Source organism: Clostridium chromiireducens (assembly GCF_002029255.1).
Taxonomy (GTDB): Bacteria; Bacillota; Clostridia; order Clostridiales; family Clostridiaceae; genus Clostridium; species Clostridium chromiireducens.
Genome location: NZ_MZGT01000023.1, coordinates 62,443 through 76,252, shown reverse-complemented (window position 1 = coordinate 76,252; position 13,810 = coordinate 62,443). Strand labels below are relative to the sequence as shown.

At 30.4% G+C, this 13,810-nt stretch carries 8 protein-coding genes; 7 read left to right on the top strand and 1 reads right to left on the bottom strand.

What is annotated here, in order from left to right; translation table 11 throughout:
* The first annotated feature begins 45 nt into the window (after positions 1 to 45).
* On the top strand, positions 46 to 1,512 hold the full coding sequence (locus tag CLCHR_RS10130) for a leucyl aminopeptidase (protein WP_079439594.1): 1,467 nt from the start codon (positions 46 to 48) through the stop codon (positions 1,510 to 1,512).
* 486 nt (positions 1,513 to 1,998) lie between these two features.
* Here the strand turns inward: CLCHR_RS10130 and CLCHR_RS10125 are convergent, their stop codons facing one another.
* On the bottom strand, positions 1,999 to 3,222 hold the full coding sequence (locus CLCHR_RS10125) for a helix-turn-helix domain-containing protein (protein WP_079439593.1): 1,224 nt from the start codon (positions 3,220 to 3,222) through the stop codon (positions 1,999 to 2,001).
* 173 nt (positions 3,223 to 3,395) lie between these two features.
* Between CLCHR_RS10125 and CLCHR_RS10120 the strand changes: the two genes are divergently transcribed.
* From CLCHR_RS10120 to CLCHR_RS10095, 6 genes are all read left to right on the top strand, one after another.
* Positions 3,396 to 4,235 carry an HAD family hydrolase gene (locus tag CLCHR_RS10120; RefSeq protein ID WP_079439592.1) on the top strand — a complete coding sequence of 280 codons (840 nt, stop codon included), beginning with the start codon at positions 3,396 to 3,398 and terminating at the stop codon, positions 4,233 to 4,235.
* A gap of 27 nt (positions 4,236 to 4,262) precedes the next feature.
* On the top strand, positions 4,263 to 5,966 hold the full coding sequence (locus CLCHR_RS10115; protein WP_079439591.1) for a glycoside hydrolase family 3 protein: 1,704 nt from the start codon (positions 4,263 to 4,265) through the stop codon (positions 5,964 to 5,966).
* 729 nt (positions 5,967 to 6,695) lie between these two features.
* The gene (locus CLCHR_RS10110) at positions 6,696 to 8,153 is read left to right on the top strand and encodes an MFS transporter (RefSeq protein ID WP_079439590.1); all 1,458 of its coding nucleotides are present in this window, start codon (positions 6,696 to 6,698) and stop codon (positions 8,151 to 8,153) included.
* A 139-nt stretch (positions 8,154 to 8,292) separates the two neighbouring features.
* Positions 8,293 to 10,797: a beta-glucosidase BglX gene (gene bglX / locus CLCHR_RS10105; protein ID WP_079439589.1), complete on the top strand. Its 2,505-nt coding sequence runs from the start codon at positions 8,293 to 8,295 to the stop codon at positions 10,795 to 10,797.
* Between the two features lie 71 nt (positions 10,798 to 10,868).
* On the top strand, positions 10,869 to 12,218 hold the full coding sequence (locus CLCHR_RS10100) for a methyl-accepting chemotaxis protein (RefSeq protein ID WP_079439588.1): 1,350 nt from the start codon (positions 10,869 to 10,871) through the stop codon (positions 12,216 to 12,218).
* 168 nt (positions 12,219 to 12,386) lie between these two features.
* Positions 12,387 to 13,790, top strand: coding sequence for an MFS transporter (locus CLCHR_RS10095; protein ID WP_079439587.1), 1,404 nt, complete (start codon positions 12,387 to 12,389; stop codon positions 13,788 to 13,790).
* The last annotated feature ends 20 nt before the right edge of the window (positions 13,791 to 13,810 follow it).

Sequence of the window (13,810 nt, the reverse complement as noted above, 5' to 3'; positions counted from 1 at the left end):
GGTATAATAATACTATAAAAGTGAATTATAGATGGAGGAAATAATATGGAATTTAAAATTAATACAATTAAATTTGATGAAGCTGATTTGATTATGCTTCCAGTGTATAGTGAAGGTAACTGTTTGGAGGATGAAAATTTAAATGTAATACATAAGCACTTCAAAGATAGTAACAAATTTAAGGGTAAAGCAGGAGAAATAATAGGCGCCGTAAATGTAACTGCAAATGGAGTTCAAGATATTGTATTCGTTGGACTTGGAAGCAAAGAGGAATTGACTACAGAAATTATAAGAAGTTCTTTTGGAAAGGCAATAAAAAAGGCAATTGAATTAAAAGCTAAAAAAATATCATTAAAGATGATATTTAGTGAAAAGTTATCAGTTGAAGATACTATAAAATCTTTAATTGAAGGAATTGGTTTGGGAGAATATAAATTTGAAAAATATAAAACTGATGCTAATGAAAATTTAGAGATTGAGGTAAGCATTAGTATTGATGAGAGTGAAAATCTAAATTCAATAAATGAATATATAGATGAAGCTTCAATACTTGTTGAAACAACTAAATTTGCAAGGGATCTAGTGAACGAACCAGCTAATATATTATACCCAGAAACTCTTGCAGAAGAAGTTATTAATACTGGAAGTAAATATGGATTTCAAGTTGAAGTATTTGAAGAAGGTAAAATTAATGAACTTGGAATGGAAGCATTTTTATCAGTGGCTAAAGGTTCAGAGAACCCACCTAGACTTATTGTAATGAGATATTTTGGAGATGAAAGCAAGAAGGATGATATATTAGGTCTTGTTGGAAAGGGACTTACTTATGATTCAGGTGGATATTCTATAAAGCCAACTAACGGTATGGATACAATGAAATCTGACATGGGAGGGGCTGCATCGGTTATTGGAGCAATTAGTGCTATTGCAAAGAAAAAGCTAAAGATAAATGTTGTAGGAGTAATTGCGGCATGCGAGAATTTAATATCTGGCAGAGCATATAAGCCAGGAGATATAATTGGTTCTATGGCTGGTAAATATATTGAAGTTTTAAATACTGATGCAGAAGGAAGACTTACTCTTATAGATGCAGTACATTATATAATTGAAAAAGAAAAAGTTAATAAGGTTATAGATGTAGCAACATTAACAGGTGCAGCTTTAGTTGCACTTGGAGTTACTACTACGGCTGTAATAGCTAATAACGATGAGCTTTATAAAGATTTAGAAAGTGCTTCATTTAAAGCTGATGAAAAAGTTTGGAGATTGCCTAATTTCGATGATTATAAAAAACTTATTAAATCTGATATAGCTGATTTGAAAAATACTGGAGGCAGGAATGCTGGAACTATTGCAGCAGGATTATTTATAGGTGAATTTGTACAAAATAAACCTTGGCTACATTTAGATATTGCAGGTACATCATGGGCTGAACAAGAAAGCAGTTATTATTCCAAAGGTGGTACAGGGGTTGGTGTAAGAACTCTTTACTATTTAGCAAAAAATAATTAAATAAAAAATGCATATAGTACAAAGAAATGGATGGCATTAAGCCATCTATTTTTGAATATGTCTTAATCGATACTATAATCAGTAACTCGTTTCTAGCAGTAAGTTTAGGAGAAGTTTTTCTTTTTAAGTTCAACAAAATCATTTAGTACATTTCTTATATTCGGAGGGAATCGAACCCCTGATTCAATGAAAAAGATATTTTAAATATCTATAAACGGCTGCAAGCCTTGAAAATACTAATGTCTATATTTTTAAGAAAATATAAGTGGACATAACTAAATAAAACCATGGTGTAAAAATGGTGTAAATTTTATATGGCGTTAGCTTAGTGTTTTCAATAGATAAGAGATGAATTTAAATTATAGTGCATAACTAGTTGGATATAATTTTACACCAATAAATATAACTGAGGAATGGTAACCTATGAACTAATATCATATCAAGATAAAATAATAGTGCGCACCATTACTATTGTTTTTTTATTTATTAATGACATTTCTTTAAATATTCCTTAGGAGTTAAGCATGTAAGTTGTTTAAAAACCTTACAGAAGTAATTATGATTTTCAAAGCCAACCATAAGTGCGATTTCAGTAATAGAATTTTGATTTTGTTCAATTAAGAATTTAGCCTCATTAATTCTCCTGTTATTTATAAATTCTGTGATTGTCATATTTGTTTCTTTTTTAAATTGCCTTGAGAGATGTGAAGGATTTATATTAATACTTTCTGCAATTACATTCAAAGATATTTGATTTTCGAAATTCAAGTTAATATAGTTAATAGCGTTTTTAATAATACTACTATAACCATTAGTGGAGTATTTGTTTACTAAGTCACAATACTCAGAAATCATTTTAGTTGCCATTGCTTCAAACTGTGCCATAGTAGATATATTTTCTATTAAAATTGCAAACTTATCAGATAAATTACTAATATATATGGGTGAAACCCCACCACGTTCACAAGCTGTTCTAAGTAAGGTGTTAAAACTAAAGACAACATTTTTATTAGCTCTTAATGGGTTGTTTGGAGCTCTATGGCTTGCTTGAAAGTGAAATGATTTCTCAAGGTCTAGAGCTTTTTCTTTTAAACCTTTCTCAACTGCATTTAAAATCTCTTTTTCTAATCTATATCTAAGTTCTATTTCAGAAGTAAATTCTTCGGCGTTAAAACTATTATTTTCTGTGGCAATATCATGAGTTTCGTTATCTAAATACAATATGTTACCAGAAAAAAATGGATTTGAAGCTAAATTAAGCATTAAAGCACTCACGTTCTTTGTATCATTATAATCATATATTGGAAGAGCGTTGTAGTATTCTTTAAATTGTAATTTATAGGTTAATGATAAATTATTTTTTTCTATTATCTTAGAAATGAAAGCATCATTTGGAATAGAAGAAAGAAAAGGTCCTAGAATAATTGTGCCTTTATACTGTAATTGCTCAAAAAAACCAACTGATAGATAGCTAAGCCTAAAATTATCCGTATAATAAATAACTTCATGAGGCTTTTTACCTTTTAAAAGATCATGAATATATGAGAAAGTTTTAACTTTAGAGCTTTCAAATATAGAAGGAATTTTCGTACTAATTAGATTAAAGGACGTATCTAACTGGAGACCTATAAATTCTAAATTCAATTTACATAATCTATGAATAACAGAAGAAATATTATAAATTGGCTTTTCTATAATTTTATTTTTCATGTTTATAATTTCTCCAATCTCAAAATATTTAGAATTTTAAACATAATAACAGAGATTTATATTAAATGCAATAATATTATACAATTAAGCAAAATAATTAATGTTATATTCTTCTTTAAAATGTAAAATGTAATTGCAACGTTGAAAATGGTTTCAAATGAGGAGATGATTTGATGAAAATTACTATAAATGAATTTGAAAAAAGCAAAGAGTTTTTAGTATGCGTAGATTCCGATGGATGTGCAATGGACACAATGGATGTAAAGCATATAAAATGCTTTGGACCTAAAATTGTTGAGGTATGGGGATTACAAGCTATTGAGGGAAAATTTCTTGAAACTTGGAATAATATAAATTTGTATTCTAAAACAAGAGGTATTAATAGATTTAAGGGATTAGTAGAAATATTTGAGGTTCTAACAGCAGAAGGATTGAATATGCCAGAGTTTGGCTCGATAAAAAAATGGACTGAAACAACTCCAGAACTTTCAAATCCAGCTTTAGAAAAAGCTATTGAAGAAACAAAAGATGAGCAGTTAGGTAAAGCATTGGAATGGAGTAATGCTGTTAATAAAGCAATTAGTGAATTACATAATGAGGATAAACCATTTCCGTTTGTTAAAGAAGGTTTAGAAATAATAAGTATGGTAGCAGATATTGCTATTGTTTCATCAGCAAATGGGAGAGCTGTAATGGAAGAATGGACAAGACATGAATTAGCACCTAGTGTAAAGGTAATGCTTGGACAAGAAGCTGGTACTAAGGCAGCGTGTATTGCAGGATTAAAAGAAAATAATTTTTCTAATGATAAGGTGTTAATGGTAGGAGATGCACCTGGGGATTTAGAGGCAGCATTAAAAAATGGGGTTTTATATTATCCAATACTTGTTGGAAAAGAGGAATTTTCATGGAAGCGTTTAGCAACAGAAGCTGTGCCTAAGTTGATGGATGGAAGTTATAAAGGTGAATATCAAGAAAAATTAATTGATGAGTTTAATTCATCATTAAAATAAAACTAGTCTAGTTAGCAGGAGGGAAAAATGAAATTAGTTGATTTAAAAGTTAAGCCATATTATTTAAGTGATGAGGATATTACGTGGGTTGAAAACACAATAAAAGAAATGACAATAGAAGAAAAAATAGGTCAGTTATTTATTAACTTATTTTGGAGTTTTGATAGTGATATAAATAAAAAGATAATTGAAAAATACCATATAGGCGGAGCTAGATATACTGGAGGAACATCGGAAAAAGTTCATGAATTACTTGCAGGACTACAAGAAGCAAGTAAAGTACCTCTTCTTGTAGCTTGTAATTGCGATGCGGGTGGAGATGGAGCAATAAGTGATGGGACTTATATTGCATCAGGAGCACAATGCGAAGCTTCAGGAAATGAAAAATTAGCATATAATGCAGGATATGTAAGTGGTCGTGAGGCTACAGCTATAGGTTGTAATTGGAATTTTGATCCTTGTGCTGACATTTTGTATAACTGGAGAAATACAATAGTAAATACAAGAGCATATGGTACTAATCCAGAAGATGTTTTAAAATACACAAGTGCATATATTAAGGGATTAAGAGAAAGTAATATCGCATCTTGTGCTAAGCATTTTCCAGGAGATGGAACTGAGGAACGTGACCAACATTTACTTTTAGGTGTAAATGAACTTAGTGTCGATGAATGGGACAAAACATTTGGTAAAGTGTATAAGCAATTAATTGATGATGGGCTAATGACTATAATGGCTGGACATATTGCACTTCCAGAATATCAATATAAATTAAATCCGAATTTAAAATATGAAGATGTAATGCCAGCAACCTTATCGCCTGAATTAATAAATGGATTACTAAAAGATCAATTAGATTTTAATGGATTAGTAATAACGGATGCATCACATATGATAGGTATTGCTGCTGCAATGTCACGTAAAGATTATGTACCTGGTGCAATTGCTGCTGGGTGTGATATGTTCTTATTTTTTAATGAAAATGAAGAAGATTTTAACTTTATGTTAGAAGGCTATAAAAATGGTGTGATTACTGAAGAAAGATTACAGGATGCATTACGTAGAATTTTAGGGTTAAAAGCATCATTAAAATTACATGAAAAGCAAAAGAAAGGTACATTAATACCTGATAAAGAAGACTTAAAGGTTGTCGGGTGTGAAGAACATCTAGCTTTGGCTAAAGAAGCTGCAGACTTAGGTATTTCTTTAATAAAAGACACTAAAAATCAATTACCTATAAAGCCAAGTACACATAAGAGAATAAGACTTCACACTTTGTTTGGCGATGGTGGCTTTGAAAAAGGTGGAGATAACAAAGTAGAGAAAATAATTATTGAAGAGCTTGAAAGAGCAGGTTTTGAAGTGACCTTAAATGATGGTTCAACTAGAATAAAAGGGAAAATTCAGGATCTAAAAGATAACTTTGATGCAGCAATAATTTTTGCAGATATCGTAGGGTATGCTGCTGAAAATAACTACCGTATAAGATGGAAGTGCCCAATGTCTACAGATATGCCATGGTATGTAAATGAATTACCAACAGTATTTGTATCACTAAACTTTACTACTCATTTAACAGATGTACCAATGGTAAAAACTTATATAAATGCTTATAAGGATACTAGAGAAGTTATACGTCAAACAATTGAAAAAATGATGGGCGAATCAGAATTTAAAGGAACACATTTTAATGAACATGTTTGGTGTAATAAGTGGGAGACTAGAAGATAATTTAGATAAAGTTAAATAAAAATACAATGATTTTCATGAATAGAATCTAAGGAAAAGTATGAGATAATTCTATTATTATATAAGAACATTTAATAGGATTACCCTAAGTTTTGTTTGGAAAGTAAATTTGTGAATGAGGTAAAATGGTTCATAATTTAGTATTAATAACTAAATTATGAACCATTTTTTTATTTTTATTTTATATAAGTTGCAATAATAAAATTACAATTAGAATCTCTGTAAGCTAAGTTAATATCGAGATGTAGGATGAGAAAAATTAATTACAATATATATTAGAAGTTTTAATATAAAAATTATTTAAATGCAATAATTTTATACAGAACATCAAAATTGTTAATGTCGTATTTTGTTTTATATTATAAACTACAATTACAGCAATGAAAATGTTTTCGAAAAGGAGTTGAGAAATTGAGTATTATAAAACATGAATAAAAGTAACTTTAACATCCAGTGACCTCGATGATTGTAGAATAATAGGAAGTTATTTGAGAAATGCATAAATTACTTTGTATATAAGTTAAGCAACAAATTAAGTATATGATAAGGATTATTTTAATAAGTGTCAATGAAATATATACATAAGACAAATAAAATATTAGCTAAGTGTAAGTGTCGTGTAAACGATATATTATGTACTGAAATAAGAAGTTTATGTTTATCGAGGAAATATTAGTTTGAAATTATTAATAAATACAAGGGGGATTCAAAATGAGTCAAATAGAAAAAACAGAAGCAAATGGTGATGTGAAATATAATACAGCAAAATTATGGCAGATAGCATTATTTCCATTAAATGATGCAGCAACTAATATTACAATGTTCCTTATAACGTTTTATGCATTCTATACACAAAATGTTCTTGGCCTTGCGGCTGTAGTTGTTGGTGCTATAGCATCAATTATGCGTATTTCAGATGGTGTTATTGATCCAATAATAGGGTTTATAATGGATAAAACTAATACTAAATTTGGAAAATTTAGGCCTTTTATGTTAGCAGGAAATTTAATAATGTTCATTGGAATATTTTCAATATTCAGAGTTCCAGCTAGTTTGCCAACAACTCAAAAGTATATTTTTACAACACTAGCTTATGCTATATATATTTTAGGTTATACATTTCAAACAACAGTAACAAAAGGTGCACAACCTTGTTTAACAAATGATCCTAAGCAAAGACCAACATATGTATTATTTAGTAGTGCATATAGTAGTATTGTATTTAGTGGTGGAGCTTTTGTGCTTACAACGCTTATGGCATCTAAATATACTAAAAATATGATTGATCCACAGCTTTGGAAAGATGCTTCATTAGTTTTTATGGGATTTTCTTTAACATGTACAATATTAGCTATTATAGCATTATGGAGTAAAGATAGAGAAGAATTTTTTGGATTAGGTGGACATTCTGTAAAAGTTAAATTTAGAGATTATATTGATGTTATTAAGCATAATACACCTATAAAAATGGTTATGGCTGCAGCTTGTATTGATAAACTTGCATCAACTAGTGTAAGAGCGGGGTTAACATATTTCTTTGCTAATATTATATTAGATACTTCATTACAAGGGAAATTTTCGCTTTATACTATAGTTCCTAGTTTTATAATAATATCTATAGCAGTAAATATTGCAAGAAAGAACGATGCAAAGAGAGCTTTCAAAACTGCAACTATAATCAGTATAGTACTTTTAATTACACTTATAATATTAACACCTATGTTTGCGAAACCTAATAGCTGGGGGCCAGGGCTTATTATTGTACTATGTTTAATGTGTGTTCAGCAAGCTTTATTACAAGTAGCTGGTGGTATGGTTATGCCTATGATAGCTGACTGCTCTGATTATGAGACTTATAGAAGTGGAAGATTTATACCAGGAATGATGGGTGCATTATTTGCCTTTGTTGACAAGATGATTTCATCTCTATCTACTTTTATAATAGGAGTAGCAATTGCATTGGCTGGTTATGGAAATGTTGTTATTAAGCCAAATACTGTAATGAATTCGAATTTTAGTATAGCTGTATATTGTATATTATTTGGACTTCCTTTAGTAGGAGGAATAGCAGGACTTATAGGAATGAAGTTCTATAAGCTTGATGCAGCTATGATGAAAAAAGTAAGAGAGACAATAGAAAAAACTAAGGCGGAAGCTGCTAATAAATAATACTAAATTATAAATATAGTTGATAGAATGAAAAGTTAATTTTTTATTCTATCGACTGTGTTTTTTATAATTTATAAAAATAATTTAATGGGATGACTAGAATTTTTGAATTTATTCTATATTAAAAGGAGTATAAAAAATGAATGGACGTTTTGTAATAAAAACTAAAACAAAAAATGGAGAACTTTCAATATTATTTACCATCTTAAATGATGAGCTTAAAATTGAAATTCTTGAGATAGATATGAAAATAAAGCCACTGAAGGTTGAGTTTAGTAATGGTGGCTTAATTAAAACTAAGACAAATTTCTATAGAGCGCCAGGAATTATTCATGAAATGCAACTTATATTTGAAAATGACCATTACAATGTAAGTGGAAGTTTAGCGATAGCTGGTGAATTAGAAGGAAAGGCAGAAGTATTTTTAGGAAAGACAAAGCAAGATATTATGCTAGAGGAATTACCAAGCTATAGAGGGAAAATCATTAAGAGAAGAAGTGACAAAGAAATAGAATTGGAAGTTGAAAAGCTTCTAGGAAAGATGACACTTGAAGAAAAAATCGGGCAGATGTATCAAGCTAGTGGTACTGATACCTCTGCAGTTGGTAGCAATTCAGAAGTTATACCAATTGAAAAGCTTATACAAGAAGGAAAAACAGGGTCTTTAATATTTATTGGCAATAATCCTGGAAAGATATTTTATCTTCAAAAGTTAGCTGTTGAAAAATCAAGGTTAGGTATTCCTCTAATGTTTGCGCAAGATGTTATTCATGGTTATCAAACGGTATTTCCGATTCCACTTGCTTGGTCATGTAGTTTTAATCCAGAGCTTATAAAGGAAGCCGTGAGAATATCTGCAAAAGAAGCTAGTGCTGTTGGACTTATGTATGCTTTTTCACCAATGGTTGATATTTCAAGAGATCCACGATGGGGACGTGTAAGTGAAGGTGCAGGAGAAGATCCTTTCCTTGGTGCACAAATTGCAAAAGCTCAAGTTGAGGGCTATCAAGGGAAAGACTTTTATGAAAAGGATAGTATGCTTGCCTGTTTAAAGCACTTTATAGGCTATGCAGCTGCAGAAGGTGGTAGAGAATATAACACCGTTGAAATATCAGAAGCAACACTTAGAAATACGTATGTACCACCATTTAAAGCTGGTATTGATGCAGGTGCCGCTTCTGTTATGAATTCTTTTAATGTTATAAATGGTATACCAGTTGCAGGGAATAAAGCCATATTAAAGGATTTACTTAGAGGAGAACTTGGCTTTAAGGGTATTACAATATCAGATTTTGCAGCAGTAGATGAAATTTATATACATGGAGCAGCTGAGGATAAGAAGGATGCCGCTATGAAAGCTGTAACTGCAACCATGGATATAGAGATGATTACAACTTCATTTTCAACTTATCTACCAGAACTTGTTAAGGAAGGAAAGGTAAGTGAAGAAATTGTTAATGATGCAGTTAGAAGGATTCTTAGCAGTAAGTTTAAGTTAGGTATAATGGATGATCCTTTTAAATACATAAGACCTGAAGATGCAGATAAATTAATTTTTTCAAAAGAGCACTTAGAAAAAAGCAAAGAACTTGCAAGAGAATCTATAGTACTTCTAAAGAACAATGGAATATTACCACTTAAGAAAAATAGTAAAATTGCATTGATTGGTCCTTGTGCTAATTCAAAAGATATGCTAGGTCCATGGCAGTTTTCAGATAAGGGTGATGAGACTGTTACAATATTAGAAGGGCTTACTAGTAAAGAGGTTGAAATAGCTTATGCTCAAGGTTGTAATATTGATAGCAAGATAGAAAACGGATTTGAAGAAGCTTTAGCTGCTTGTAAAAAAGCTGATATAGTAATTTTAGCTTTAGGTGAAAGTAGCAAAATGAGTGGTGAAGCAGCTTCAAGACAAAATATAAATTTACCTGAAGTACAGTTAGAACTTGCAAATAAAATAAAAGAATTAGGAAAGCCTATTATTTTACTACTTACAAATGGAAGACCTCTTATTATTAAGTGGTTTGATGACAATATGGATGGAATTATTGAAACTTGGTTCTTGGGTTCACAAGCTGGAAATGCTATAGCTGATGTTATTGTGGGAGATTATAATCCTTCAGGCAGGCTTACAATGACATTTCCTTTAAATCAAGGTCAGATACCAATATACTATAATTCTTTTAATACAGGTAGACCTTATACTGAAGGTAATTATAATCCATTTCTTTCGAAATATATTGATGGGCCAAATACACCACTTTATCCTTTTGGATATGGGTTGAGTTATACAAGTTTTGAATATTCAGATATGAATATTAGTAGCAATAAAATGACAGCAGAAGAAGGTATAGAAGTTTCGGTTACTGTAACCAATACTGGAGTTTTTGCAGGAACAGAGATTGTCCAAATGTATATTAGAGATTTATATGGAAGTATAGTGAGACCAGTAAAGGAATTAAAAGGCTTCAAAAAAATTTTCTTAGTGGCTGGGGAAAGTAAAGCAGTATCTTTTTTTATTAAAGAAGAAAGCTTAAAATTTTACAATAGCAAAAATGAATATAAAGCTGAAAAAGGTGAATTTGAAGTGTTTGTTGGAAGGAGTTCTCAGGAAACTACAGGAATGAAGTTTGAATTTATTTAAGAATCATTGATAATGGTAGGCAGAGTATTTTCAAGAATAAATTATTTATTATACAAAAGGTGGATGTAATTATGTTTGGTTCAAAAAAAGAAAAAAGTATAAGTAATAATGTAGATATTGAGAGAAGTAATTTAATTAATGAGCTTAAAAGAGTTTATGAAGTCAATAAAAACTACGAAAATACTGGAAATGGGTATTTGGAAGGCGATAGTGAATTGGAGCTGATGATTAATAAGCTTCTAGAATTGAAAAATTCTCAACTTAGGGAACAATTTTTACTAAATACTGATATTTTAGAATTTGTTACTCAAATGGATTATGTAAAAGACATGATTGATAATATATCCATTCAAAAAAAATCAATGGAAGAAGTATCGGTAAGTAGTGAAGAAATGAGTCGAGCTATTGAAGAGGTAGCTGACTATGTTCAAAGTTCCTTGAGTATAACAGAAGAGACTGTTTCAACTTCTAAAACATCTATTAAAACTATTAACGAATCATTTGATTATATTAGCAAATCTTTTCAAGAAATCAGTGTGGTTCAAAATAAAATGCATAGTGTAGTTGAGAGTACAAGAGAAATTGATGCTCTAGTTAATATAATAAGTCAAGTTGCAGAACAAACTAATTTGTTGGCATTAAATGCTAGCATAGAAGCAGCAAGAGCAGGCGAAGCGGGTAGGGGATTTGCAGTAGTTGCCGACGAAATTAAAAAGTTAGCGGATAATTCTAAAGAATCGGTAAATTACGTAAGAAAAATGGTAAAAAACTTAAGAGAAGATATTGATAATTCTGCACATGCTATTACTGAGGTAGTTAATGTATTTTCTAGTGGAAAGGCACATATTAATGAAGCAACTCTCTCAATGGATAAAATGGGAGAAGGCTTAAATGGTATTCAGTCAAACTTTGAAAATATATCAGCAAATATTGAAGAACAAACTGCGGTAACTCAAGAAACAGCTTCAAGATTAAACGAAATTAACAACCAAACTAAGCTATTAAGTGAAGCCTGCATGAAAACTGGACAAGGGATTTATAATATAAGTTCAATGGTTGAAAATATTAGAAATAAAGCTATTCCTTATTTTAAGGATTTAAGCGGGGAACAGTCAACCAGGCCAATTAAGGCACAACATCTATTATTAAAGTGGAAGGCTTATAATGGAGTATGGGGTTTTGCAAAGTTAAAGGAAACTGATATACAGGATCATACTTCATGCAGCTTAGGCAAATATTTAAAACGTTTAATGAGCACTAATCATTCAAAGGATTTAGAAAGACGATATGAAATAGAAAGACGATCTCATGAACTTACAAAAACTATCGTAAATGCAGTAAATTGTGGTAATAGAGATAAAATAGATAGTAATTTGAAAGAACTAGATGAAGTTATTAGTGATTTAATTAAGGAGCTATAGCAGTAGAAAAATAATATGGTATTTAATTTTCGAAAACAATAAGTGGATGCAAATGAGGATAATCTTAATAAAAAACGTAGTGGTATTTAATTTGGACGGTGTGTAAAGGATATTATTATTTTATAATTAAGAAAAGCATTACATAAGAAAGAAAAGGGGAAATTATAAATGAGTGAACAAGTTATAAATCATACTAATGATAATACTTCGGTTAGAAAATTTGGTTTAAGGGATAAGCTAGGATATTTGTTTTGTGAAATAGGTGACGATTTATTGTATTTTATAACCACAGCTTTTTTAATGGTTTTTTATACAGATGTATTATTTATATCACCAGCGGTTGTAGGGATAATATTAATGGTTGGAAAGGTATGGGATGCCTTTGCTGATGTTACAATTGGAAGATATATAGATTCACGTAAAAATAGTCCAAATGGTAGATTTAAACCAATGCTAATACGTTTTGGACCTATACTTGCAATAGCAACTGTACTTATGTTTACTAAAATACCAGGGATATCAAATAATGTAGCTATTGCGTATGCTCTTATAACTTATATTGTTTGGGGTACAGTATATAGCTGTGTTACAATACCTTATGGAGCATTAGCATCAGTTATTACAGCTGAATCTTCTGAACGTGCTGCTCTTTCAACCTTTAGAGGTATGGGAAGTGCAATTGGTGCTACTTCAACAATATCTTTAGTTCCAATGTTTGTTTTCATAAATAATAAAGCAAGTTCAGAAAGATTTTTTATAGTGACAATAGTACTAGGCATCCTTGCAACAATTTGCTATGTTATTTCTTATAAAACAATAACTGAACGTGTATTTGTAGTTGAAAAAGCTAATAAACCTAAAATAAATCTATGGGCTTCATTTAAAGCTTTAGGAAGAAATAAGCCATTCATGTGCGTAACAGGTATGGCGGTTGTATCATTAATCTCACAATCAATTTCAGGAGCTATGTCAACATATTTATATAAAGACTATTTCCACAATACAGCAGCTATGGGGATAGGAGGCATGTTAGGTCTCCTTAATATAGTAATAGTAGCGCCTTTAGTTGCAAAACTTACTAAGAAATTTGGTAAAAAAGAATCTGCATCTATAGCATTGTTAATTTCATCAATACTATATCTAGTACTTTTCTTAGTGCCTATACATAATGCATTTGTATTTGTTGTATTAAATTATATCGCTAATTTAGGATATGGTTTTTATGGATTTACTCTTTGGGCATTTGTTGGAGATGCAATTGATTATCAGGAATATATTACAGAAGAGAGACAAGATGGTACACTTTATGCTTTATATTCGTTTATTAAAAAGGTAGCTCAAGCTGTTTCCGGGGGAGCTGGTGCCTTTGTATTAGGTGCAATTGGTTATGTTGCAAAAGCACCTGAGCAAACTGCAGAAGTAGCAGAGAAAGTTAGAAATTTTGCAGTACTAACTCCATCAATAGGTTATATAATAATGTTCTTAATATTATTTTTCTTATATCCTATGACTCAAGAAGCACTTAAAGAAATACAAGATGAATTAGAAAGAAGAAGAAATGGTATTAGTTAATTAAATAATTTAAAAAGCAC

Bases quoted from the DNA above. Each gene is read 5' to 3' on its own strand.
- CLCHR_RS10120 (WP_079439592.1), top strand. From the start codon at position 3,396: ATGAAAATTACTATAAATGAATTTGAAAAAAGCAAAGAGTTTTTAGTA.
- CLCHR_RS10100 (WP_079439588.1), top strand. From the start codon at position 10,869: ATGTTTGGTTCAAAAAAAGAAAAAAGTATAAGTAATAATGTAGATATT.
- bglX (WP_079439589.1), top strand. From the start codon at position 8,293: ATGAATGGACGTTTTGTAATAAAAACTAAAACAAAAAATGGAGAACTT.
- CLCHR_RS10115 (WP_079439591.1), top strand. From the start codon at position 4,263: ATGAAATTAGTTGATTTAAAAGTTAAGCCATATTATTTAAGTGATGAG.
- CLCHR_RS10095 (WP_079439587.1), top strand. From the start codon at position 12,387: ATGAGTGAACAAGTTATAAATCATACTAATGATAATACTTCGGTTAGA.
- CLCHR_RS10125 (WP_079439593.1), bottom strand. From the start codon at position 3,222: ATGAAAAATAAAATTATAGAAAAGCCAATTTATAATATTTCTTCTGTT.
- CLCHR_RS10130 (WP_079439594.1), top strand. From the start codon at position 46: ATGGAATTTAAAATTAATACAATTAAATTTGATGAAGCTGATTTGATT.
- CLCHR_RS10110 (WP_079439590.1), top strand. From the start codon at position 6,696: ATGAGTCAAATAGAAAAAACAGAAGCAAATGGTGATGTGAAATATAAT.